Annotated in this window: 21 protein-coding genes and 2 pseudogenes; 9 read left to right on the top strand and 14 right to left on the bottom strand. The window is 36.1% G+C overall.

The window, feature by feature from the left end; all coding sequences use genetic code 11:
* Positions 1-88: 88 nt before the first annotated feature.
* Positions 89-298 (bottom strand): hypothetical protein, encoded by a 210-nt coding sequence (locus DFO72_RS22680; protein ID WP_134177282.1) that lies wholly within the window; start codon positions 296-298, stop codon positions 89-91.
* Positions 299-417: 119 nt separating this feature from the next.
* The gene (locus tag DFO72_RS22675) at positions 418-1,116 is read right to left on the bottom strand and encodes an MBL fold metallo-hydrolase (protein WP_113885222.1); all 699 of its coding nucleotides are present in this window, start codon (positions 1,114-1,116) and stop codon (positions 418-420) included.
* 446 nt (positions 1,117-1,562) lie between these two features.
* Here DFO72_RS22675 and DFO72_RS22670 point away from each other — a divergent pair, with 446 nt between their 5' ends.
* Complete coding sequence (locus DFO72_RS22670; RefSeq protein ID WP_113885221.1) at positions 1,563-3,119, top strand: amidase family protein; 1,557 nt, start codon at positions 1,563-1,565, stop codon at positions 3,117-3,119.
* A gap of 362 nt (positions 3,120-3,481) precedes the next feature.
* On the opposite strand, the gene DFO72_RS22665 is transcribed toward DFO72_RS22670, so the two are convergent.
* The 3 genes from DFO72_RS22665 to DFO72_RS22655 all read right to left on the bottom strand — a co-directional run bounded on the left by DFO72_RS22665 (position 3,482) and on the right by DFO72_RS22655 (position 5,713).
* Positions 3,482-4,027 (bottom strand): helicase, encoded by a 546-nt coding sequence (locus tag DFO72_RS22665; protein ID WP_113885220.1) that lies wholly within the window; start codon positions 4,025-4,027, stop codon positions 3,482-3,484.
* 124 nt (positions 4,028-4,151) lie between these two features.
* Positions 4,152-4,697 (bottom strand): hypothetical protein, encoded by a 546-nt coding sequence (locus DFO72_RS22660; RefSeq protein WP_113885219.1) that lies wholly within the window; start codon positions 4,695-4,697, stop codon positions 4,152-4,154.
* A 599-nt stretch (positions 4,698-5,296) separates the two neighbouring features.
* The gene (locus tag DFO72_RS22655; RefSeq protein WP_113885218.1) at positions 5,297-5,713 is read right to left on the bottom strand and encodes a carboxymuconolactone decarboxylase family protein; all 417 of its coding nucleotides are present in this window, start codon (positions 5,711-5,713) and stop codon (positions 5,297-5,299) included.
* 122 nt (positions 5,714-5,835) lie between these two features.
* On the opposite strand from DFO72_RS22655, the gene DFO72_RS22650 reads away from it, so the two are divergent.
* Together DFO72_RS22650 and DFO72_RS22645 are read left to right on the top strand one after the other, a co-directional pair.
* On the top strand, positions 5,836-6,276 hold the full coding sequence (locus DFO72_RS22650) for an Lrp/AsnC family transcriptional regulator (protein ID WP_113885217.1): 441 nt from the start codon (positions 5,836-5,838) through the stop codon (positions 6,274-6,276).
* A gap of 296 nt (positions 6,277-6,572) precedes the next feature.
* Positions 6,573-7,103: a GNAT family N-acetyltransferase gene (locus DFO72_RS22645; RefSeq protein ID WP_113885216.1), complete on the top strand. Its 531-nt coding sequence runs from the start codon at positions 6,573-6,575 to the stop codon at positions 7,101-7,103.
* A 432-nt stretch (positions 7,104-7,535) separates the two neighbouring features.
* Here DFO72_RS22645 and DFO72_RS22640 read toward each other — a convergent pair whose 3' ends face one another.
* A complete protein-coding gene (locus DFO72_RS22640) occupies positions 7,536-9,167 on the bottom strand; it encodes a zinc ABC transporter substrate-binding protein AdcA (RefSeq protein WP_113885215.1) in 1,632 nt (543 codons plus the stop codon).
* Between the two features lie 377 nt (positions 9,168-9,544).
* Entirely contained in the window at positions 9,545-9,883 is a 339-nt protein-coding gene (locus DFO72_RS22635; RefSeq protein WP_113885214.1) for a VOC family protein, read from the bottom strand.
* 595 nt (positions 9,884-10,478) lie between these two features.
* Here DFO72_RS22635 and DFO72_RS22630 point away from each other — a divergent pair.
* A complete protein-coding gene (locus DFO72_RS22630; RefSeq protein WP_113885213.1) occupies positions 10,479-11,519 on the top strand; it encodes a DUF3231 family protein in 1,041 nt (346 codons plus the stop codon).
* A gap of 240 nt (positions 11,520-11,759) precedes the next feature.
* Here DFO72_RS22630 and DFO72_RS22625 read toward each other — a convergent pair whose 3' ends face one another.
* The 3 genes from DFO72_RS22625 to DFO72_RS22615 all read right to left on the bottom strand — a co-directional run bounded on the left by DFO72_RS22625 (position 11,760) and on the right by DFO72_RS22615 (position 14,820).
* Positions 11,760-12,854, bottom strand: coding sequence for an MBL fold metallo-hydrolase (locus DFO72_RS22625; protein WP_113885224.1), 1,095 nt, complete (start codon positions 12,852-12,854; stop codon positions 11,760-11,762).
* Between the two features lie 612 nt (positions 12,855-13,466).
* Positions 13,467-13,967 (bottom strand): DinB family protein, encoded by a 501-nt coding sequence (locus DFO72_RS22620; protein ID WP_113885212.1) that lies wholly within the window; start codon positions 13,965-13,967, stop codon positions 13,467-13,469.
* 214 nt (positions 13,968-14,181) lie between these two features.
* Positions 14,182-14,820 carry a CPBP family intramembrane glutamic endopeptidase gene (locus DFO72_RS22615; RefSeq protein ID WP_113885211.1) on the bottom strand — a complete coding sequence of 213 codons (639 nt, stop codon included), beginning with the start codon at positions 14,818-14,820 and terminating at the stop codon, positions 14,182-14,184.
* Positions 14,821-15,041: 221 nt separating this feature from the next.
* Between DFO72_RS22615 and DFO72_RS30150 the strand changes: the two genes are divergently transcribed.
* Positions 15,042-15,302, top strand: coding sequence for a hypothetical protein (locus DFO72_RS30150; protein WP_243856247.1), 261 nt, complete (start codon positions 15,042-15,044; stop codon positions 15,300-15,302).
* A gap of 1,268 nt (positions 15,303-16,570) precedes the next feature.
* On the opposite strand, the gene DFO72_RS22605 is transcribed toward DFO72_RS30150, so the two are convergent.
* Together DFO72_RS22605 and DFO72_RS22600 are read right to left on the bottom strand one after the other, a co-directional pair.
* Positions 16,571-17,320, bottom strand: coding sequence for an SAM-dependent methyltransferase (locus DFO72_RS22605; RefSeq protein ID WP_113885209.1), 750 nt, complete (start codon positions 17,318-17,320; stop codon positions 16,571-16,573).
* A gap of 286 nt (positions 17,321-17,606) precedes the next feature.
* Entirely contained in the window at positions 17,607-18,377 is a 771-nt protein-coding gene (locus DFO72_RS22600; protein WP_113885208.1) for an alpha/beta hydrolase family protein, read from the bottom strand.
* 392 nt (positions 18,378-18,769) lie between these two features.
* Here DFO72_RS22600 and DFO72_RS22595 point away from each other — a divergent pair, with 392 nt between their 5' ends.
* The 3 genes from DFO72_RS22595 to DFO72_RS22585 all read left to right on the top strand — a co-directional run bounded on the left by DFO72_RS22595 (position 18,770) and on the right by DFO72_RS22585 (position 21,724).
* Positions 18,770-19,105 carry an ArsR/SmtB family transcription factor gene (locus tag DFO72_RS22595; protein WP_113885207.1) on the top strand — a complete coding sequence of 112 codons (336 nt, stop codon included), beginning with the start codon at positions 18,770-18,772 and terminating at the stop codon, positions 19,103-19,105.
* A gap of 41 nt (positions 19,106-19,146) precedes the next feature.
* A complete protein-coding gene (locus DFO72_RS22590) occupies positions 19,147-20,145 on the top strand; it encodes an NADP-dependent oxidoreductase (RefSeq protein ID WP_113885206.1) in 999 nt (332 codons plus the stop codon).
* A 670-nt stretch (positions 20,146-20,815) separates the two neighbouring features.
* Positions 20,816-21,724, top strand: a complete 909-nt coding sequence (locus DFO72_RS22585; RefSeq protein WP_113885205.1) for an EamA family transporter — start codon at positions 20,816-20,818, stop codon at positions 21,722-21,724.
* Between the two features lie 120 nt (positions 21,725-21,844).
* On the opposite strand, the gene DFO72_RS22580 is transcribed toward DFO72_RS22585, so the two are convergent.
* Positions 21,845-23,347: a multicopper oxidase family protein gene (locus DFO72_RS22580; protein WP_113885204.1), complete on the bottom strand. Its 1,503-nt coding sequence runs from the start codon at positions 23,345-23,347 to the stop codon at positions 21,845-21,847.
* A 229-nt stretch (positions 23,348-23,576) separates the two neighbouring features.
* Here DFO72_RS22580 and DFO72_RS30145 point away from each other — a divergent pair.
* Positions 23,577-23,902: pseudogene (locus tag DFO72_RS30145) on the top strand (cytochrome c biogenesis protein CcdA).
* A gap of 457 nt (positions 23,903-24,359) precedes the next feature.
* On the opposite strand, the pseudogene DFO72_RS30135 reads toward DFO72_RS30145, so the two are convergent.
* Positions 24,360-24,555 (bottom strand): annotated as a pseudogene (locus DFO72_RS30135) (IS6 family transposase); the annotation flags it as partial.
* Between the last annotated feature and the right edge of the window lie 765 nt (positions 24,556-25,320).

Raw genomic sequence — 25,320 nt, 5'->3', positions numbered from 1 at the left:
GAAAAGCTACTAATTTAGCAGCTGATCTTGATCAGAAAATAATTACATTTATTTACAAATTAAATTCAATCATTACCTATATAGCAGATTAAAGGATTATATCGAATATTCTTTGATAGCCAAAGGGCAAAACTAAAGCAATTAATATTCCTATTACTATAAAAGATGCTGCTAAAACTCTATATTTAAGAACTGAAATTTCTTCTCTTTTATAAGCGATACTTATGACTTTAATCAAGGAAAAAACAGTAATAAAAATAATTATAGCTGAAAATATACTGATTAAAATGACTGGCATTTTGAAGCTCCCTTATTATAATTAGAATATCCTGCGAATAATTAACTTTACATACGAATTCAAAAGGAAAAAGTTTCTCCATACCATAAACCTGACCCGTTTTCTTATATAAGAAAAGGCTATTCAAACTCAAGCAAATCAGAAATAAATTCATTTACTTTACCTTTTAAAACTACTCCGTGCCCCGTACATAAATACTCAACATCATATTTGGAAATTTTTTTTAACCCTTCGATAAATAAACTAAAATTGTGCTGTTCTCTCATTTCCTCGTTTTGAGACCATTCAGAAACAAACTGTTTATATTTCTCCCTCTCCCCAACACCTGTATCGACAACATTACCGCTCAATTGTTCTCCAAAAAAACAGATATGATCTCCGCAAAATAATACTTTGCTAACACGCTGATATAGTAAAACAGAACCTTTAGTATGGTGTCCAAGGAGAACACATTCTAAATTACTTACAGTTGGACCGTTATCTGGAAGTTTCATATTTAATTTGTTTCTAACATTTCCTGGAATCAACTCTAAATCCTGATTATGTATATAGCCTTCAATATTACCAAAAAATTGAACTGATCCAATATGGTCTTTGTGACCATGTGTGGCAATAAAATGAGTTATATCGTTTTTGGAAATTCCTTTCTTTTTTAGTGCGGAAAACAGCAAGTGTGAATGTTCTTTCTTTCCTGAATCAATAAGAATAACATTATTGTTCTCGAGCAACAAATAGCAGTCATTATAAGAGTTCCAAGATTCATCCCATACTAAAAAAGCATATAGATTTTTAGCCACTGCCTCCAAACATGTTTTCATTTTACTCCTCCCTAATCAGCAATTTTTTTTATATATTTCGCTCAATCTTTATTAATACCTTCTATAACTAACCTTTTGCTAAATAAGGATTTCAGCGAAAAGGGAAGATATCCTCTGCTCCAGGTAAATTCAAAAAAGGCTTCCACACTCGTGCTCTGCTTGATCACCGTTTTGTTGAATCCAATCCGCTAGCTGTGAATATTTTGTCAATTTAATGATGAATCCCCTCATTCTACCTATTATTTCAACTTGTATCATTAAGGACCTAAACTAAAGGCGGTTACAGGCACCGTACTTTTTACTGCCTGTTCAAGTGGAATAAAATGAATCCTTATAATTGGTTAATACTTCCTATATAACCTTTTCTTTCATGACCTTCCTCTTATATACAGTATAAAAATAGATTGGTATATTCTAATTATTCCGAAAAACGAAAGGGGTTCTAAATGGAAAAATGGTATAACAAATTTATAGTTTTCTTCACTGCTCTAGTAATGGCTTTGGGGCTGTACGCAGTTCCAGCAGGGGCTGTTTCTAATTTAGCGAGCCCCGCCGCTGAAAGAGTTTTATCTGTTGAGATTGAGGAAGCGACGATACTTGAATTGCAGCATGCGATGCAGGGGGGGCGGTTAACCTCTGAGGAATTGGTTCAATTTTACCTTAATCGAATTGAGGAGTACGATGACAGCATTAACTCCATCATTACGGTTGACGAAAATGTATTAGTAGAAGCGGAACAACTAGATAAAGAGCGCGAAGCGGGAAAAGTTCGCGGTCCCCTGCATGGAATTCCGGTTATATTAAAAGACAACTATGATACATACGATATGCAAACTACTGCAGGATCCCTGTCACTTGAAGGTTCCATCCCTCTAAAGGATGCCTATCAAACAAAAAGATTAAGAGATCAAGGTGCTATCATCATAGGGAAAGCGAACCTGCATGAATTTGCTTTCGGATTCCAAACAATTAGTTCCCTTGGTGGACAAACCTATAATCCATATGATTTAACAAGATACCCAGGTGGTTCAAGCGGTGGTACGGCAGCAGCGGTTGCTTCCAACTTTGCCGCCGTCGGATTAGGGACAGACACTGGTGGGTCCATCCGAATACCTTCGTCCTTTAATAACCTGGTTGGACTTCGCCCTACTATGGGACTTGCCAGCCGTGATGGAATCATTCCACTTGCACTATCACAGGATGTCGGCGGACCGATGGGTCGTACGGTTGAAGATGTGGCTATCGTGCTCGATGCAATAGCTGGCTATGACCCGGCAGATCCAGTTACTGAAGCCAGTATCGGAGCAGTCCCAAAAACCTATACTCATTATCTTAAGAAAAACGGATTAAAGAAATCTCGGATAGGCGTCATTCGCGACCTGTTTGGGAATGATCCTAGTGTCAATAAAGTGATGGATCGAGTGATTGCGGACATGGAAGCGCTTGGAGCAGAAGTGTTCGAAGTAACCGTTCCCAATCTAAGTCCAATTCTTTCTTATCCAAGCTTAAGCGGATACGAATTTAAATTTCAATTAAATGATTATTTGGCTAGCCTTGGGCCGGATGCACCTGTAAGAACGTTATCAGATATTATTGAAAGCGGGAAATTCCATCCAAGTTTGGAAAGTGGATTAAAATCACGTAATGAAAGAGAATCATTAGAAAATGATGAGGAATACCAAGACATTATTACCAATCGTCCTAAAATGGCAAGGGAAAGCTTAATGGTAACGTTTAATGAACATGACCTTGATGCACTACTCTATCCAACTTCGAGTGCTTTACCCGCACAGGTGGGCAAAAGTCAAGGTGCTGGGAACGCTAATCGCTTAAGTCCTTATTCAGGATTCCCTGCAATCTCGGTTCCTGCCGGCTTCAGTGACAACGGCCTTCCAGTCGGGCTCGAGCTGCTAGGAAAAGAATTCGACGAGCCCACATTGATTAAACTAGCCTATGCTTATCAAGAAGGAACTAACCATCGAAAAGCGCCTGAACTGCAATAAGAACTTCCTAGAAAAGAGATCAGTCCCGCTAGCCCTGCAAATCTTGAAAAAAAACAAGTTTTCCTAAAGAAAGTACATCATTTTTGTAAAAAGGATCTGAGCAAAGTACTAAAGGATTCTTACTTCATTTCTATTTCTTATTCCAAATTGGAGTCTATCTTTAATTAAGAAGAATCGCTTTATTTCCTTAATATAAGAATAGGGATCGCTGCAGCGATCCCCTTTTTTAATCATTAGCACCCGTTGAATAAGGAAAAGGCGGCATTCTTATTGAATAATCCAAGTAAAAGCTGCCTGAATATCAGCTGATCTTGAACAAAAGCACCAAGGTATACTGCCCGTTAATCCAAAAAAGATCCCTCTTAGATATCAGTTTGACAAAAGATAAAATGATCATTAGGATTCCAAACGTGCAGATAATCTGCAATGTATCCCCGCAGCCACAACACGCCATTAATTCGTCTAAGATAAAAACCTTTTGGAAAATCATCGTCTTCACATAGTATCTCCGAGGCTATTGTGATGGAGCCAGATGGAGCTTGATTCCGCTGTAAAGGATTTCCGGAATAATCCTCAGGCTGATCCAGATATTCCAGTCTTAAATAAGGCCCCAGTTCAAGCGGACACAATTCCAAACCTATTTCGCTCGCTTTTTTAAAGATTTGAGCCGTAGTAGCACCATCAGGGAAGCCAAGATCGCCTACCGTTAGTTCTACGGTCTGAAGAGTGTACTTCGTATCAGAGGTAGTAAATTTATCATCTGCTAATAGTTTTTCTCCATACGCATTCATCAAGATAGAGCATTGCTGCAATTTCTGGATAAGCTCCGATTTCGTGAGTCCACCAACTTCTATTTTTCTGGTAATAACTGAACAATTAGGGTATATATTCTCATTTTCAAAACACAATCGTAGTCACTCCTAACATATAGCACATAGATTGAAGAAACGATACTATGGACTACATATAAATATTCTACAATTGCCAATACATTTCCTTGTTAAAGGCTGATCCCTCGAAGTAGATTATTGCTTATTTGGAAGATTGTTTGCTTTTAATCCGATGCTGAAACGACAGAGTCGCTATAAATATAGTTATTCCCCATAAGAATAATCCTCCGTACGTTACCACATACACCCAAATGGCTAACCCCTCGGAGTATCCTTTTGGAAAAACTCCAAAAAATTGAAGAGCTGTCATAAAACTAATTAGAACTGTCACTATCCCAACTGACCATCCTGATATAATTAATAGCCATTTTGGAAGTTTCTCTCCCCAGGAAGTCACGAGAGCTAAAGCAAATAAAGATGCCAGTATCGCCAAGATCGCTGTGAAGTCTATTCCGTTGGTATACAACGTATAAAGAAAAGCAGGGCCTTCCTTTAATGTATCACCAAACCCTGCCACATCTTGTATAGCTTGTTTTGTTGTAAGTCCTGCCGTTAATCCCGATGCCCAAAGCGATTTTAAAAACGCATACGGCAACAGAGCAAGAGCTGCAATATAGCCCCATTTTTTAGTCAAAAAAGGTTTATCAGCTATTTCTGATATCCTATGTTTCTCATATCTTAAGCTCAAAAGACATTCTCCCTTCTCATTTAAGAAATGAAACCCATTAGTTTTAAAAACTGCCTAAAAGCAGAAAATTCAAAAGCGGTCGCCAAAAAGGTCATTGGTTTTCCTTATTCACGCTCCTCGCAATTATGAAAATAATCTAAAATTAAGCTTTTCATTTATGTCCATTTCGACTACTTCCTTCTTTATATTTCTATCTTACAATGCAAATGAATTTTCTCTTAATGGACCTGGGATATATTTTAAGCTAAGGCCTGAGATGTAAAAAACGCAACGGTTTCCTCATTTCTTTGAACATATTAATGGTATGAGCGGTATATCAACAACCACGACCCTATAGCATTTCTGAAATCATGCGGGAATTTAGCTTCTTTCACCCTTGAAAAAAAGCCGCCTGGTTAGCAGCTGATCTTGAACATAGGCACCCTTGAGTTTTAGTACAGCCCTTCATAAAACAATTTTGGAATTAGAAAAGGAGGTACTGCAGTTACCTCCATTCTTAACCCTTTTTTGTTCAACAAATATTAATCATTTTATCGATATGTTACACATAACGGTTTCCAGTTTGGGACTTTAATATCTTCTTTAATATGAGTTATAGATCAGGTGCCTGCTGCTTCTAATTTCATAATGGCACCAAAAAATTGTGATGCAGTTGTAAAAGTGATAAACGCACAAAGTTCGCTAATTTCATCATCAGACATGTACTCTTTTAACACATTAAAAGTTGCATCTGAGACATCCCCTTTTTGCTTAATAAATACCTCCGTAAATCCTACTGCAATTGAAATCTTTTCATCGAACAAATGAGGTTCTGGTTTTCCTTTAGCTTTGCAATAAGCACAACCATTACTTTGCGCAAGAGTTCTTCTCACTTGTTCTTTTAATTGAGCAGTAAGCTTCCCGTCTTTCTCCAGCTCACTTCCCAGCCGGCTCCACATAATCATTATTTCCTTGTTATATCCCAAAAGTCTTTGAAACGGGGTTGCTCCGTAATGTGATTCCTTAATTCTTGCCATAATTTATGCCTCCTTGTATTATTTATCATATCGAATTATTTCGTTTCTTCACATTAAATTTGAAGTGCAGTATTCAATATTTCTTTTAAAATTTAACGAAAATGAGGGAAAATAGATTTAATATGAAAATGGATGATATTGATAAGAAAATAATAGATGTATTAAGCGAAGATAGCCGATTATCAATGAGTGCGCTTGGAAGAAGAATCAATTTATCTTCTCCATCTGTTACAGATCGTGTCAGGAGAATGGAATCATTTGGAATAATTAAAAAATACACATTGGAAGTAGATTATGAGAAATTAGGGCTTCCAATCCAATGCATCATTGAAGCAACTGTTAAAAATGGGGACTATAGCTCTTTTAAAAAATATATTGAGGGGTTATCAAATGTAGAATTCTGTTATCGGATTGCAGGGAATGCCTGTTATATGCTTAAAATACAATTCGACACTTTTAGAAAGGCAGAAGAGTTTATTGAAAATGTAAGTCCGTATGCCCGTACTGTCACACATTTTATTTTTTCAGAGGTCCAGACCAATTTGAAAATGAGTACTCAATAGGTAATAATCAAGACTGTTTAACTAATCTGCCTCGTTAACACAATAAGAAAAGCTGCAGCAACGACAGCCTGGACTAATAGTGGTGAACTACTTATAGGTTCCGAACAGCCCGCTTATCCTCGGCATAAAAAAACACCATTTTACGCCTATTCTCGAACTGTACCACAGTGTCTAATAAATATTCAAAATATACCAGAAAGCTAGTATAATATTATTATCTATATATGAAAGGACTGAACTATGCGCAGATATCAATATCTTAACCCCAGATAAAAACAATAATGGAGGTAAAAATATTGATTAGAGATCTTAGCACAAAAAGATTAATTTTAAGAAAAATGCAGGTTTCAGATTCAGATAGCTTGTTTCAAATTTGGTCAAATCCAGAAGTAACCAGATTTATGAATATTGACAGGTTCACTGATAAAAAACAAGCAAAAGAAATCATTTTACTATTTGATAAGCTGTCACAGGAAAACACTGCAATTCGCTACTCAATAATTGAATTAGAATCAAATAAAATTATTGGTTCTTGCGGTTTTAACATTATAGATTATGAAAATGCAAAAACTGAAATTGGATACGAAATTAATAAAGATTATTGGGGCAAAGGATATGCTCCTGAAGCTGTTACTTGTTTGATAAGGTATGCTTTTAAGGATTTAAAACTTAATAGAATAGAAGCAAAAGTTGAGCCTGAAAATTTGAACTCAATTAAAGTCCTGCGGAAATTAAATTTCCTTTTTAAAGGAAAAATGAGAAAAGTGGAAAGATCAAAAGGACGCTTTATAGATCTCAATCTTTATTCATTGTTAATAACTGATTAAATCGCCTGGCCTATACTTGTAAAAGTATAGGCTGTTTTTTTTTCGATGGAGTTACAACTGGTTACAAGATATTTATTTAATGTGACATAACAGAATATATTCTTATTAAACAAACCTGCCCTTTTATCGAATAAGAAAAAGCAAAGCTTATTGGCCATTGCCTGCTATCAAGACTATTAAGATTACTTATCAATACTTGGTTTTAACCCCTCATCAACTAATGGTTATTTTTTTGTTGAACCATTTTTTCGTATCGTTCAGATATGCTCTACTATAGTTCAACCTCTAATTACTCCTAACATTGAATTGTATGATAAATCCTCCTTCCATAAACCCTCCCCTGGTGTTAAAAAGGAAAAAGCTGCCTTATTAGCAGCCTTTTACCATTAGCACCCCTGGAGTCTGAAGTTATACTCCCCTACAACTTTTAGTTTAATGCTCCATCATTTCATGGGCAATGTCATGGCCATCCATATCTGATGGATAGTAAGTAGGCCAATGGGTTACTTCATCCAACAATTTTTCTCGGTCGTCACCCCAATACAGATGATAGTGAGCAGCCTCTGTCGGATAGATACTATGATCACTAAACTGAATATATTGTGGAAGACCTTCAGCTTCTGCTTCTAGTTTAAATACATATCTAACCCCTCTATTTCCCGCATCATAAGTTAAAATTTCATACCCATCGTAGATATACTCCCCAGAATATTCTTCTCCATTTTTGAAAAACGTTACCTTGTTGCCCTGTATCTGAATTCGTCCAACATTTGTTTGGTATCCTTCATTATAATATTCCTTATATTCTTTAGCTGTCATCTTCCCCTCTTGTTCTGCTTTATAAGTAAATACTTCGTCAAGCGTACCATCTTGAAGATATGGGTATACAGACTGCCAGTCTCCTTCCCAGTCGGATAAGGATCGATCCTTCACTTGGCTGTTTTCAAAATATCCTTCGTATATTTTTGCTGTTTCTTCATTATGTTGATGAGTATGGCCGTGGTCGTGTTCACCCTGCTCATTTGTCCCTGAAGCTCCCACCGATGAAGGTTCAGATAAAGCTTTTGTCAGTTCCTCTAAATTGTGCTGCATGAGAGTGAAGTAGTCCTCATTATTCTTTATATCTTCTTCTGTTAAAACCGATAAATTGTGTATACGTAAAGCCTCTGCATCAATTTCCTTCCTTACTATGTCTGCTACTTTAGGAGTTATATTCTGTTCAAAAAATACATGCTTCAAACCATGCTTTTCGGCAGTCCTAATGATGTTTTGCACCTCTTTATGTGAGGGCTCGTTAGTAGGGCTCAAGCCAGAAACTGCAATTTGCTCTATCCCATAGGTTTTCTCCCAATAGCCATAAGCTGCATGAGATACAATAATTTTATTTTCAGGTAAATTTTCAAGGTGTGCACGGAAGTCTTGATCTAAGTTTTCGAGCTTTCCTTTCAACTCCTCAAAGTTTTGGTTAAAAATCTCTTCTTGCCCAGGTTTTAATTCAACTAATACATCTTTTATATGCTCTGCCAGCTGAATTGAACGAATAGGATCCAGCCAAACGTGAGGATCCTGATCCCCATGATTATGTCCAGCATGTTCGTCCTCATGACTGCCTTCTTCTTCATGAGTGTGGTCACTCTCATGGCCGCCATCCCCTTCTTCATGGTTATGTACATGATTTTCCAAGTCAATTCCTTTTGATGCTTCAAGTATCTTAACGTCATCAGATTGAATAGTTTTCGAGATTTTATTTGCATATGATTCTAAACCTGCCCCATTATAAATAAAAGCATCGGATTCAGATATTTTTATCATATCGCTGGTGGTTGGTTCATATGTATGCGAGTCTGATCCCGGTGGCAAAATAGACTCCACAGATGCTTGATCCCCTGCAATTTGTTCAGCAAAAAACTGAAGAGGATATACAGTTGTATAAATCTTCAACTCTTTGCTGGCTCCTTTTGGTTCCTTTTCACTTTCACTGCTGTTTGTAGCTTTTCCTCCACACGCAGCTAGCGTGAAGATGACAATACATAAACTAAGAAAGCCTACAAATTTTTTTAACATTTTTACTCCCCCTTTACTTAGGGAATATTTTATCGTAATGATTACGATTTGTAAATAGTAATCATTACGATTTTTGTTTTGCAGCCATTCAACTACCTGCCCTTTAGCGATCCATGAAGCGCAAAAATCAGCACTTCACCAGAGAATGAGAATGGATAGGAAATGCCAATACTGACCATAATTCAGTCAACCGTATCAACGCACTCCTCCTTTTTTAAAACGATTGAGCAGTGTCTTCATAGTATTGTCATTTATCTAATCTTGAGGAAATTTATATTCATGGTAGTTTAACAAGAAAAAAAAGCTGCCGGATTAGCAGCTGAAGTATTTCTGGTTCTTTGGAACATTAGGTAACCCATGTATCGAATATATCTTGCTCAACTAAGTACCTCCACTGTAAAACCTCCTGGGGCTTTAACATAGAATGTCCATCGATGAGCCATTTTAGGCGGTTTCACATCAAATCCATCATCCTTCAATCGTTGATTGATCTCGTTTACTCGTTCATCACTCTCTTGAGAGAAGCCAATATGAAAGGACTTAGGGTAGTTGGTCCGAGTATCTTTCATCAAAGCTAGTAACAATCCGTCATCGTCAGTCATTACAGCAAATGAATCGCTATTTATACTCTTGGTTTTCAAGTAGAAATATTTCTCCAAGAACTCTCGAGCAGCTTTAACGTCAGTGACCGTAAGATTGATATGGTTTAGTTTCATAGGGTACACTTCCTTTTCTTAGCATAACTTTTCTAAACTGTTTTACAAGCTTGATTTAGACTTCTTGCTTCTTCCACTCTATTGTAGTGATTAAAAAAGATTCAGGAATCGACAAATGGAATGAAGTACCCTGCAACTTTAGATTGAAATTAAGCCTAAGGTTTATTGAACGAATACAAAAATAACGTAATTTACTGTAAAGGGCGCCCTTATATGCGTGACAAGCACAAGGATTGGTTTAAGTACTATATTTCACAAACTCTAGAAGATTTTCAGTTATTATAGGAATGCTGCCCCTTTAGCAACATAACAAAAAGGCTTCCCTTTATCCAAGGAAAGCCCCCATTAGTGCAATAAGTAACCTAAAGTCCAATAATAATTGGTTTGCCTATCAAATGATAGATATTTTTTAGTTTTACAAAGGGTAACGTTCTTTTGGTTATTATATTGGGAAAAGAGTTAAGTCGATAATGGCGGAAATAGACTGTTAAAAAAGCATTGAGGAATTAGTGTAAAAATGAATAATGTTTGGGTTTAAATAACATCATAAAAAGATGGAAAGGGTTAAGGCAATATTAAGGAGGACAGGGATAGAATGACAAATACCAATAAAGATGAAAAAGTATTGACAGAACATAACATTCCGCTTTCTGCTTCAGAAATGGGCACTCTTTGGTCGCAATATATAAACGATAGCTTAGCTGTTTGTGTAATGAAGTATTTTAAAAGCATATGTGAAGATAAAGAAATCCTTCCCTTAATAGAAAATTCATTAAGTATAGCAGAAAATGACATCAAAATTATTACAGAGATTTTTACAAAAGAAAACCATCCGATACCAATCGGCTTTACGGATGAAGATGTGAATGTGAATGCACCAAGGTTATTTTCCGACATATTTATCCTTATGTATATACAAAAATTGGAGATCATTGCAATGGCGAGTATTGGAGTAGCCATTGGTGTTTCAGCACGTTCTGATGTAAGTAACTTTTTTAGAAATTTACTTACTTCCGTTTCTGAATTACACGATAAGTCAAGAAAAGTCATGTTATCGAAAGGTGTATATGTCCGATCAGCGCAAATACCTAGTCCTGATAAGGTTGATTTTATAGACAAACAAAGTTTTCTTTTTGATTTTTTAGGTTCTCATAAACGCCCCTTAACAGCTATTGAAATCACACATCTTTTTATTAATATTCAAACAAATGCAATGGGTAAAGCAATGATGATGGCATTTGCACAAGTTTGTAAGAATGAAGATATCAGGCATTTCTTTGTAGAAGGTAAGGGGATTTCAAATAAGCATATTAAGAAGTTTGGTTCAATCTTAACTAATGAAGATATTCCCGCACCAATAAGCTGGGATTCTCACGTAACGGATAGTACGGTTTCTCCATTTTCCGATAAGCTAATGATGTTTCATACTACTACATTAATTGCTGTAGGAATAGGAAATTACGGTACGGCCGCAGGAACTTGCCAACGAATGGACTTAAGTGCCACTTATACAAGACTTTCTGCAGAAATTGCTTTGTATGCGGAAGATGGAGCGAACATAATGATTAAACATGCATATTTAGAAGAACCACCAAAGGCGACCGACCATAAAGCACTTTTCAAAAAAAAGAAGTAGCGTCCTGTACCAACGGGTATAAAAAAGGAGCATAAACGCAGAAACTTAATTACATAATTCAGAATTTCCAGCTCTAGCTTCTTAAAAGTTGATAAAAAACCTTTATTATTAAGCTAAAGGAACAGATTAGTTCAATAAGAAATTGGTAAAGCCAAATGTTATCAACCTTCTTGAAAAAAAATAGCACTCGTTGAAAGAGTGCTTATTGAGTCTCGAATTAAAAAATCTAATTCAGACCAATTATTTCCACCAAAATGAAGCAGGAATGGAAAACTCCCCATCTAATGGAACTGTTTCGCCAATTGCAGGAGCTATCATAGATACTCCAAATTTTTCAGACGCATTAAATGCTCTTTCTATAGGTTCTGTCCAACCATGATAAGCAAGGGTAAAGGCTCCCCAGTGAATTAACATCATATTCTTACCATTTAAATCTAAATGAGCCTGAACAGATTCTTCAGGTGTCATATGGACCCAAGACCAACGTCGGTCATATTGTCCGCCTTCCATTAAAGTAAGGTCAAAAGGTCCGTATTTCTTCCCAATTTCCTTAAAATGTGTGTCATAACCACCATCTCCGCTTGTATAGAAACGTGTCTTGTCTCCAAGAATGACCCAACCGCCCCAAAGAGTGGAATTTCTATTTAATGGTCCTCTGCCAGAAAAGTGTTTTGAAGGAGTGAATGCTACAGTTAAGCCTTGGAACTCTGTTTCATCCCACCAATTTAGTTCTGTTATTTTTTCTTTTTTAACTCCCCAATCAATCAAGTGCGCACTTACACCAAGAGGAACGAAGAAGTGATTGACCTTGTTCTTTAATTTTTTAATCGATGGATAATCTAAGTGGTCGTAATGATCATGAGTAATAAAAACAGCATCAATTGGCGGCATTTCATCAATAAGATGCAGCATATCTTCACTGTAACGTTTGCTTCCCACGAAAGAAACAGGTGAAGCAGTTGGACCTAGCATGGGGTCTACAAGTATCTTTTTATTATTGATACTTAGTAAAAATGCAGAATGACCAAACCAAGTTAAACTATCTTCCTCACTTTTGATTTTGTTCCAATCAATTTTGGAAACAGGCAATTGACCGGCAGGATTACGGTCTTTGGCGCCTGAAATAGAATCCTTAATCATAGAGAAGTAATCAAATGCATTCATGTCCATTTTGGTCGGCACCTGGTTGACAAACTTCCCATTATCGTAATTACCAAACTTACTGTATCGTTCTTTCTGCCCGCTATTTGGATTCCTGCCAAATACAGGATGCAAGTTTATAAACAATGTCACGACAACACAAATAGCAAGTAAAAAGATGAATAAATAGCTCATTATTTTTTCATGATTCCTTCCTTTATATGCTGACACTAAACCTTTTTAAGTTCGCTACTCTCAATAATCGATTTTGAATAACCGTCTCTTGCAGCTTTTATCATCGCTTTCCCCAGTTCCTCTGAAGAAATGACATAGCTGGACATAATGACTAACCGATTAAATGGTCTCAATTCACCATAAAAATTTGGTACCGCTTTGCTTTTGATTTTACACCGTGAATGGGAATGATGCCACCTGGTCGAAATTTGTTATGGCATATGGCCAAACCAGGGATTAAAAGGTATAAGTGCTAAACTTATAAGAACACCTGATTGTTTACGTGCTACAGGACTTGTTAAAATGCTATTAAAAGCTCAAGACGTTTTATATTTTGTTTTTTCTTAGCCTGAATAATATTTGCAGTAGACTTTGCAACCCCGCCTGAACCTGCAAACTCAATAATGACTGCATCACTATTTGCTAAGGCCAGTTCTATATCAGATATATATCATAATCCACTGCATGTTTTACTATCGGTGAGTGTTTAACAATTTACCAGTACGGGTTGCTGCTACTCGTTACTAGATAACAGGCTCGCCAAAACAATCCTATCCCAAACTTACACATCCGTCACTTAACAAGCCTTTGTTCTAACTCCTCTTTTTGGCGCAAGTGATGACGGAAATGCATACCAACCAAATCATACCATTCCCTTGCATTCAGCCATCCCAAACCTCCATGCTCGACTTTATAATTTGAATTTATATTATCCACTTTTGATTCCCATTGGCTTAACCTTAGAATTACTTGATCCATTCTGCTGATAAGATGTTCCTTGCTATCTGAATTATTAGGTGGAGTATTTAGTTCATCCGGTAATTTAATTTTAATTGGCGGAAACCCTCCAATCTTATATAGATGCTCACCAAACTCCGTTTTACCAAGGGGCTGTTCATCATTTAAGGTGGAACATCTATCCATATTATCTAGATACTCATGGGCAACAAGGATTAAATGGTCATACATTTGCCCAATAGACCAAACCGTTTCTTCAGATTTATATCTCAGCTGTTCCAAAGAGTATTTTTGAAGCTCGTTTTTGTAAGTCTTAATTAGTTTAAGTTCGCCCAAATTAATTCCTCCTTTATAATGATTAACATAAGTCTAAAACTTTTACATTTTATATATATGTAACTAATTATTCAATTTTCGATTACAAATACCTTCTACAAACCTGCCCCGTTAGACGAATAAAAAAGAGTTGCCGATCCACACGGGAGCTTCAACTCTTGTACACGTTAGTTTAATTGCATTTTTCACAAACTTAGTTTTTTTTAGAAATAAATTAGAAAAACATCGAGAACGCATTCCAAAGAGAGTGTGCCAGGATTGGAACCCATAAATTTCTAAACCGAATAGCAAGAGTCCCAAGAGCAAGACCTAACAGTAGCGTACTAAAAACAGCAGAATGGATCAAAGCAAACATAAGAGAGGAAATGATTAACATTACATATTGCAATTTTCTGTATGGGATTAAAAGGAGCATACCCCTGTAAAAGAATTCTTCTTCAAAAGGGACAATAATGCAGACAATTATAAGAAACTGGATATATTCGTCGAATTGTAAAGGCAGCAAATGAAAAGATAATGGCTGGTGCATCAGTAAAATAACCAATGCCATTACCCCAAATATCCAAAAGTAGGTAACTTTCTTTTTAAGAGGCGATACGCTAAATAGATAGTTGTATTTTTTGCCCAATATAAAAAATACTATAATCAAAAATAGCATTAATAAAACTCTATTTTGCAGCTGAAAACTAAATGAACCCTCTGGCAACGTATCGGTAATGAATATAAATTGCTCTGATATTTTAATGCCACGAAGAAAATATCCGATTATGACAATTAATATAAAAAGTGTAGTTTTTCCTGCAATGTTAAGAAAGGAGCTACTCGAAGAAGGTTTATTTAATTCTGGCTTCATGGGAATAAATCCTTTCCTCAAATTATATAAAATATATATTCGCTAAGTGTAAACTTTTTACCATTACTCAGCTAACCTGTCCCTTTAGCATAATAAAAAAATCTGCCTTATACAGCACATTTCCCAAGTATTAACAAATGGAATAATAAAAATTTATTAGGTAAGAATACCAATGATTTATAATTCAATATAATATATTTCCATACTAAGGGAGGCTGTATATGAGAGGGAATTGGAAAATGGATTTGTTACTAGTTCTGCCTTGGTTAACTGTAGAAAAACTTGGAAAAAACACCTTACTCCGCTTTCTACCAACTATTATTTTTAGTGACTTAGTTATTGCATTAATAAGTGAGCTATCTCAAAAGTTAAAATGGTGGAAAGTAAGAAATCCGTTATTCCCTAATTTAGCGACAGATGTCTCTTTTGTTTTTTGGCCTTTTACCATCATTAATTTTTGGATTTTTAAACTGACATTTTAAAATTTGGTTATATATATTGACCAATATTTTTGCTGACTACTTATTTGCCTTTCCATTAACAACATTAGCAGAGAAATTACGCATATATAAAATGATAAGAATGAACCGAAAGCAGCTTTTTCTTTTAAGCATTGCAGTAGCAGTACTTAACTACTTGTATCAATCATTATTTATTGAACCTTTAAGAAGGAATCAGAAGGTTTAAGTATAAAGAACCTTTAAGCTTCAAAGCTTCTATAAAATTAATTGTCCTTAATAATTTGGGGAGTTTACCAAATCAAAGGACAATTCCATTTGTCGCACACAATGTTTGTTTCATTAAATAAGGCAGCTGATCTTAAACCTCCCTGATTTGCTATTTCTTAATTCCCAAAACCCTAAAGACATATAAGATAGTTAAGTATTCAATAACTAAAGGTAATTTGATTAGATTTGCCCTCAGCAACACAGACTATTTGAATTAGAATTAACTATAGGGGAAAACTGTAACCAATATTACTTTAGGAGTGATAATGGTGAATCCTTTGGTGGCAGTGAGTCCTTTTATAGATAAATTTCTAGTATGGTTTTTACCGCTCCCACTGGCATTGGGAGTTCTTTACGGTATGGCAAAATTAATCTTTCGAAAGTCACTATGACAAAAGGTCTTCAAACAGGTGCGCATTTTGCAGGACTAGGAACAGGGCTTAATACTGAAGCAAAGCGAATCGAGGAAAAGCTCTGTTTTAAGAATTGCTTAATTTTTACCTGGTGGGTTATTCAGGTGGAGGGTGTTATTTATTTTCCCCATGACAAACAAAACAAAAATAACACTCCCCCATCAAGGAATATGCCATATACATAAATGAGTATGAAAACTTTACACAATCTATATTTGCGAAACCTGTTTTTTCCTAGACAAACTTAAACTAATTGTAAAATTCGTTAATAATTCTTTCTATAGATTCCTCTGAATGGTTTCCATACATTCTCATCAAGCAGGGAAGCACTTTTTTATGAAATGCTAATTGGTCTGCAATAACTCATTCTCTTACCTCAGGATTACAAAATTCAAAGTGAGGAACAGGATAGGAGTTTACGTCAATGTTTGGAATGCTTTGAATCAATTCCATTTCAACAATCTCAACCATTTTTTACGAGTAATAGGAAGAGTCCATTTGAAAAAAATTAATCAAAATGGATTCCTTTTCAGCAGTTATAGTGGTTTTTATAACAAAGTTTGATCATTTTCTACCTATGATTATCAACAATCGCCCTTAAATTGAATTTTACATATTCCTAAAAAGATATATCCCAAATCCAAGGGTATCTCTGCCCCATTTCAGATATGTACTTCTCCAAGTCCGGATCTTTTGTAACATCGCATCTCGATCTGGATCATCAGGATGTTCGCAGCAATAATTCTCAATGGACATAGCATAAAGCCACTCATATTCATCCCATTCATCTTCGTTAACAGTGTATGACCATAGTGGAATTAGGCCAAGTTTTTCGCCAGCCCTCACATTCTCGAAGTGGCTTAGTAATTCGGATTCTTCAGCTCCCCCCAGCGCCTCTAAATATTCTTTACTTGGCTGCTGCTTCCAGTAGCCTTCACCGATGAGCACATATCCACCCTTTTTTACACACTTCCTCAGCGTATCCAAAGTTTCATGTAATCCACCTAATGCGTGAGTTGAACCAATACAAATCGCTACCTCAAACAGTTCATTCATTGTCTTCATTGCTACTTTAGCATCTTTTGTAATGATTTCAATATTATTTAAAACCCCTCTATTTTCAGCATTTACTTGAAGTTGTTCTGTGAAACCAACATATTTTTCGATAGCAATACATTTAGCACTGTATCTTTCAATGATCCGAAAAAGAATCTCACCTTTCCCAGCACCGATATCAATTACTTTGTCATTATCTTTTAAATCAAGTATTTCAATAACTTTTTCTATCTTTGATGGATTCATTGGATTATAAAAAGTGTGACTTTGATGGGCTATTGCTGAATATCTGTTTCTATCCATAAGACCTCCAGAAACTTATTTTATTACTCTCAATCATATTTTAAGCAATGGGCAGCTGTCACAGAGGAAATAGCTTGTATCCCCTTATCTCTATTTGAACCATGTGATATACAAAACTGTGCACGGCAGCACCTCCAGGTTTTAATACTTATTCAATTAAAATCCCTTATTCTCCTGCAAAGTCTTGTCCCACTAACCCGCCCCTTTAGTTAAAGTATTTCTTCACAAAGATTTTTTCGTACTTCATTTATTACAGGATTGCTGTCCCTACAGTTCAATAAAGCAACTAAATTGAGTTAATAACCGAGTTCCATGCAGAAGAAGCCGGTTCAATAATTTTAAAGTGGTCTATATCTGGGAGAATAACTATCTTTATATTTCCCCCCTTTTCTACAGCACATTTGTAATACTCCTTGCTTAAATTTACAGGAACATGATGATCCAATTCACCATGTATTAATACTTGTTCAACATTCATTGGCAATAATTCAGCTGGAGAAGATAATTTATAACGCTCAGGAACTTCTTCAGGGGAACCCTCTAATAGTGCAGCTGTGTGACTCTTTATTTTCTTATGTTCATGTATATTCCACATCTTTACTAAGTCTGTAACTCCTGCTAAGCTAATCACCTTTTGAATAGAAACACTAAGTTGATTAAAGGGACTATCATTTGTAATTGATTTTATTCTTGAAGCTAACCAAAGTGCTAAATGTCCACCAGCAGAATGACCAATAACAACAACTCTTGAAAGATCTATAGGATATGACTCATTTAGCTTTAATAGATGATTTACAGCATTAATAACATCATTAAACGTTCCAGTCCATCCTCCCCCTTCTTCCCCCACTCGTCGATATTCGATATTCCACGTTGCATAACCTTTATGGGTTAAATCATCAGCAATTGGGTTATTCTCCTCTAAGTTATATCTTGCTTGCCAAAAGCCTCCGTGAATTAATACTATTACTGGACATGATTTTGAATTTCCAGGCATTCGTAATACACCAAATTGAGATTCATGTTCTCCATAATAGAACTTACTTTTATTCACCATTTATTACTCCCCTTGCAGCGTATTTTTAATAACTATTTACTTCGATAAAAAAAGCCACACTTCCTTTATAGAAGAGCAGCTATTAGGGTATCGCTAATTTAAATTAACTCCCTCAATAAACTAATCACAATTTTACTATTGCTCTAAAATTCAAGATTACTTATTTAGTGTTTATTTTAAATAACCGATCAAGTGGAATACTAAAGCTGCTTTATTTCTTAGTCCCCTTTATAAGTTGCTGAACATTAAAAGTTTATGATGCTTCCTCTCTAAGATGTATTCGTCTCGATTTGCTTTCTCAATATTGCCCCTAACATAACAATAGGATATTGTTGTATGTATGGTTTATCAACTTAAACCATTAAACCGATTAATGGAGGTATTTTACTCTAATGAATAAACAGGACCAACTAGATATAATCAAAGAGGATTTTATTAATTGTCAAAAAGTACTATTGGCAATTGGTGATGAAACACGTCAATCGATCTTGTTAGTTCTAATGGGGACGGATTGTCAAACAGGATTACGAGTGGGTGAAATCACAGAACAAACACATCTTTCTCGACCCGCTGTGTCCCATCATCTTAAGGTTTTACGAGACGCCGGTGTTATTTTAATGCGTAAAGAAGGGACAAAGAATTTTTATTATATTAATTTACGTACAGAATTAGGTTTATTAAGAACACTTGTGTTGGATATTGATAAGTTCATGAAGAACTTTTATTGAAATGATGGAATTTAAACACACAGGATTTGGAGGTATAGGCTATGAGAGCAATGGTTGTTGATAGGTATGGGAAGGTTCCAATGCGCTTGGCAGAAATGCCCACACCTGAAATTGGTGATTATGAGGTCCTCGCAGAAATTCATGCGGCTAGTATTAATCCTGTTGATTTTAAGATACGCGATGGGAAAGTGAAATTGTTAGTTAACTATAAAATGCCTCTTATCTTAGGGAATGACTTTTCTGGTGTCGTTGCAAAGGTTGGCGCAAAAGTGACTCGGTTTAAAGTTGGTGACGAAATATATGCACGTCCACGAAAGAGTAAAATCGGTACTTTTGCTGAATATATCGCTATTCATGAAGATGACATCGCCTTAAAACCTAAAAATTTGAGCTTTGAAGAAGCAGCAGCGATCCCGCTTGTTGGGTTAACCTCCTATCAAGCCCTAACTGACATTTTGCAATTACAAAAGGGGCAAAAGATTTTGATTCAAGCTGGGGCTGGTGGTGTCGGTACCTTTGCTATTCAACTGGCCAAATTAATGGGCGCCACTGTTGCAACGACTGCAAGTGTTGCTGGTGTGAATTTAGTGAAATCTCTTGGTGCAGATGAAATTATAAACTACAAGACAGAAAAATTTGAAGAGATACTGAAAAACTATGATGCCGTATTTGATACTATTGGAGGCGAGATACTCGAAAAATCATTCGAAGTGATAAAAAGAGGAGGGAAAATTGTTTCCGTTTCGGGATTACCGAATGCTCGTTTTGGTAAAGAATATGGTTCCGGATTTTTTAAAACGTTGTTGTTTTCAGCAGCAAGCCATAAACTTACTGCGCTTGAAAAAAAGCATAATGTTCAATATACGTTTTTGTTTATGAAGCCAAGTGGAGAGCAATTACGTATAATTGCAAACTTTATTGAGACTGGTAAAATTAAACCTATAATTGATAGAGTTTTTCCTTTTGAAGATGCTCAAAAAGCGATGGAATATGCGGAGTCAGGAAGGGCGAAAGGAAAAATAATATTAAAAATCAGATAAGTTGTCAAACTCAGCAAATAATATGTCCTTACTTTCCATTTTTTCTTTTTAATGATTTTATAGAAGGCACTCCCTTTTAGTCAATTTTCTTTTCAAAAGGGAGTCTTTTGTTTTGATGATAAATATATGGGCTATTTCTAAACTCCCAAAACATATGAACTCCCCTTGTTTACCGTTACCACTGGCATTGGGAGTTCTTTACGGTATGTTTAAAATAATCTTTCGGAAGTCACTCTGACTTATAAGACTACACAGGTAACTAATAGAATCCTTATCAATTAGTTATTAACAAGAGCATGAATTCAATATTGGATTCATCCTAGCTTATAAATCTCCCTCAATAAAAACCCCTCGCTCTATCCAAATATATCCTTTATAATAAGAATTTTTACCTAAGGTAAATAACTATGAAATACTAAGGAAACAAAAGCAATACTGCTTATTCTCTTATGCAGCCTGGATTGGCCGCCGGATCTTTAAGAAGGCGCTCGTTAGTAGAATACAAGAATAGTTCGTTGACAATTGGCATTGTTAATCTTATACTTCTAAATGACTTGAATAATAAAACCTATTAAGGACGTGGATTTTTCTAGAGCCAGCTCTATTTTCGCCACACAACTGTCAACTGACAATTGTGTGGCTTTTTTATGTGAAGAAAGGGGTAGAATGAATGAAAACTTGGCAATATGCACTAATTGTTTTTTTAGGCGGGTGCTGCTATGGGGTGTTGTCTACATTTGTAAAGCTTGCTTATTCAGCAGGTTATTCGGTAACAGAGGTAACTGGTGGCCAATATTTATTTGGGGCATTACTTACCTGGATGCTGGTTTTGTTTACAAAAAAGCCAAAAACAACTGTAAATCAAACTCTCAAACTACTATTATCCGGAATTCCGTTTGGTTTGACAGGAGTGTTTTATTATCAAGCGCTACAGACGCTAAATGCTTCCCTAGCAATCATTTTTTTATTTCAATTTGTATGGATTGGTACGCTTTTTGAGTGGGTCTTTAATAAGAAAAAACCATCGAAAGGGAAAATCACCTCAATTGGTATTCTTATTATCGGCTCAATACTAGCTGCCGGCTTACTTGCTAAAAGTGAAGCTGCTCTATCCTTTCATGGGTCTGCATGGGGTCTGCTTTCGGCTTTGACGTTTACAACTTTTATATTTCTCAGCAGTTCTGTCGGAAAAGATACTCCACCTGTCCTGAAAAGTGCTTTCTTATCTACCGGTGGATTAATTGTCGTACTTTTAGTATATCCACCAACGTTTCTATTTGATTTACCTGTCTTAATGGGGGTGGCGCCTTATGGTTTATTACTCGGCTTGTTTGGTGTTGCTTTACCTCCTCTTTTATTTTCAATTGGAATGCCCCATGTCGGACCAGGGCTTGGCACGATCTTAACTGCTTCGGAGCTTCCAGTAGCTGTAACATTATCTGCCCTTATCTTAGGTGAATTTGTAAGTTTTTCACAATGGCTAGGAGTTATCATCATATTAATTGGTATTGTGGCCGGCAATTTAAAACCAAAAGATAAAAAAGAATCCGTGTCTATACAAACCAAAGCTGCTTCGTGATAGGCAGTACCAGCAAGAAGTCTTGTTGGTACTGCCCTTTGTTTCATCTATAAGAAAACCCTGGGCTAGGCCTAGGGTTCTAAGTAAATAAGAAAGATTTCATTCCTATTATTTCCTAATTTAGTTTACTTCTACTTGCCCCATCATTCCATTATCTTCATGCTCCAGTAAATGACAGTGGTACATATAAATTCCTTTATTTTTAAACTTTACTGCCAGCTTTACTGTTTGACCGGGTTCAATTGCGACAGTATCCTTCCATCCCTGGAGGATTTCAGGAGGATCTTCTCCGTCAATTGAAACAATTTTAAATTGTGTTCCATGAATATGGAATGGATGAATCATTCCACCCATCGGATCTGGCTTATTATACACTTCCCAAATCTCAGTTTCCCCTTGTTTTTGGGTAAAATCAATTCGATTCATATCAAATTGTTTTTTATTAATGGTTACATGCTTCCCCATTCCAAACAGTTCTAGTCTTTTAGATACCGACAAGCTCCTTTCTTCATCTGTTACTTTATAGTCATTCAGACTCTCTGGAAGTTCAGCCGAGTTTGTTTGTTCTTTTTTGACTTTAAACGGTAACAAAATGGTGTCTTCTTCATTTAGTAGTGCAATATCGCTGTCTGATTTTTGCCTTGAAAAATCAACGATTATTTCGGCCCTTTCGCCAGGTGTCAGAGTAATTTCACTCATTTCTAACGGTTCATTTAAGAATCCGCCATCCGTTGCAATCTGCTGAAATGAGTCACCAGTATTTAATTTAAACGTATAATTACGGGCGTTCGATCCATTTAATAAACGCAACCGGACTTTTTCCGCTCCTACTGTTAATTTAGGATTCAGTGTGCCATTAACCAATAATGTATTGCCAATTGTTCCATCATCATTATGCACTGCTTTGAAATTTAATTGGTTTTTATCATCAAATTGACGATCCTGAAAAACTAATGGAAAGTCATTTACTCCATAATGATCTGGCAAACCAAGTTTTTGAGAATTTTCATCTTCCACATAAATGAGGCCTGCCAAACCTTTATACACTTGTTCAGCTGTAATGCCTTTTTGATGGGGATGAAACCATAAGGTAGATGCCTCCTGATTGACAGTGAATTTTACATATTTTGTTTCACCAGGTTCGATTATTTGATGTGGTCCTCCATCTCCTTTACCCGGAATATCCAATCCATGCCAATGAAAGGTTGTTGGCTCAGTTAACCCATTCCTTGTTTTAAATGTGACGGCATCCCCTCTTTTTATTCGAATCACTGGACCCAGGAATGAACCATTATATCCATACGTTTCTGTTTGAATGCCTTCGAATAATTCCGTTGTTCCCTGTTGTGCAGTAATAGGATAACTTCCATCCTTGGGTTCAAGCAAAGGAGGTACCGCCAGCTCATTTTCCTCTGTCGAATCATTAAGTGCTGGAGGATTTACATGGTTCATGTGCCCTTCCATTTCCTCCATATCCCCCATTTTCTGTTCAGGTTTCATTTTTGTATGGTCCATGGCTTGATTTTTTTCAGATTCATTTTCCGGCTGTGCATCCCCCGCACTGCATCCACCAATCATAACCGTGCTTATTAATAATGAAAAAATCCAAAATTTAGATTTCATTTTGTTTCCTCCCTCTATTTCTATCACTAAAGGCAACAATAGCAATTAGATATCGAGAATTTGTGGAGGTTTATTGAAAAAAATTGTTTTTATGAGTATTACACGATAGCTTTTTCATTATAAAAGCAGGAACCCCTGACTTAAAAAATCTATTTCTTGATAAAATCTCAACAATAACCGATCACTATGGAGGTAAAGGAAGGAGTGAATCATTATCAATGGTATTGGAATGTTTTTTGCATTTGCAGCCAGAGTGCTGTCTTTTTTCTCCCCTTGCTTGTTACCGCTGCTGCCCGCTTATGATACCCACCTGACTGGAGGAAGAATCGATAAGACTTTAATGCAAGTGGATCTGAAGAAACTTTATTTGCGTGCAGTTGGATTTATCATTGGTTTTAGCATTATTTTTATTGCTCTGGGGCATCCGCCAGTTTTATTGGAAAAATCCAAATGAATTATCACATGATCATAATGCAGGCTGCTGGACTGTTAATTATTATTTTCGGATTACAGTTGGCCGGCTTGCTCATATACAAATTTTTAATGAAAGAATAGCGATTTCATTCAGAGAAATAAATCAAAAGGCGTGTTTGGCTCTGTTGTGCTGGGAATGGCCTTCTGGTCAGTAATTTGGTTTTTTGGAGACTAGGAGGCAACATAATGCTAATTGGTGTAAGGTGACTTTAAAATTACCCTCTGCCCTTTCGATTTCATTCCTTGTTGGGGTGTATACTTCTTCCAAGGTTTTCTCCGTCAGATGACTAAGTGGAGAACAAATTTTAAAAGATTTAACGCCTGCTCAGCTCGAAGCATTAAAAAAATTAGAATTATATGGAGCAAATGGACGTCAACTTGATCCAAAACAGAACCTATACTATTCCCCTAATTTACGATTTGGGAATTATTGTCTATACTGGGGGATGCTTTCTAACTGAAGAACTTGGTTCTGGTGAAATGTTTGCATAATTTGAAAGAGGTATAGAGTTTTCAATCCTAACATCGAACTCGCTCATTTTTTAATAAAACGATGATCTTGTTGACAATGTTATTGAGATATTTTACCTGTAATTTGGATGCCTGCGGGCACCTTTTTCTTTCTTCAACGCTTCAATCGCCATAGGATAGACTGGGTTCTTGGCTACTATGTTAACATGGTACTTTGAAACATAAAAAGGCCGCAAAGCTTACTTGAAGAAGTGCTTTGCAGCCTAAAGGTCTCTGTTGGTTTATAATCTGATTTGTTGATTTAAAGTACCAAGCTTCGTTTTCTTGTATGCCAATTTTCCAACAAGTGTCTTTATTGCTTATTTTTTTATGGAATTAATAATTTCATAAGAAGCTGAAGAATTAGAATCTGGTTCCACCCACAAAGATACTGAATCTCCAGTTGAGTTAACATGCTAAAGGAAACTATACCAGCTTCCTTTTTTATTTGCCCAGATTATATTTCTCCTATAGAACTGCCTTACCGCCACACATTCCTTTTTTTATTGCCTTCCATTCATAAGTTTTCCAAAACCGGCAACATTAAGAGTAATGCAGAAAATAATGGTGGTTTACTTATGAGGAATTGGTTAATAAAAGGTTAAAGAGGATGTCCAGCATGAGGTATGGGAAAAATCCTATTTTAATCCCAAAAATTTTTTACTGCAACAAATAAACAAATGTGCGTTGGACTCACTTTCTTAACCACTTTAATTGTTGAAAATATGATCCAGTGTGGTATATCTTCTGGAAGAGGAATTCCGGGAAATCGCGAACATTAAACAGCTGTACCTGTTACAGATGTGCATGTGATGACCCTTCATTAATCGAACAAAAAATTTTAATTGGCTACGTCATGTCGACGATTGAACCAGAACTTAAGCATCTATATCCGCCAAAGGCTACAGATAGGAAAGATGCAATTATCTGGCTTCCGTTTCAAATGTAATCCAAGAGGCCACTCTTTTGCGAACTAAAATTCCTATCCC

Source organism: Cytobacillus oceanisediminis (genome assembly GCF_004366035.1).
GTDB lineage: Bacteria > Bacillota > Bacilli > Bacillales > Cytobacillaceae > Cytobacillus > Cytobacillus oceanisediminis_C.
This window is presented reverse-complemented; position numbering and strand designations above follow the sequence as displayed.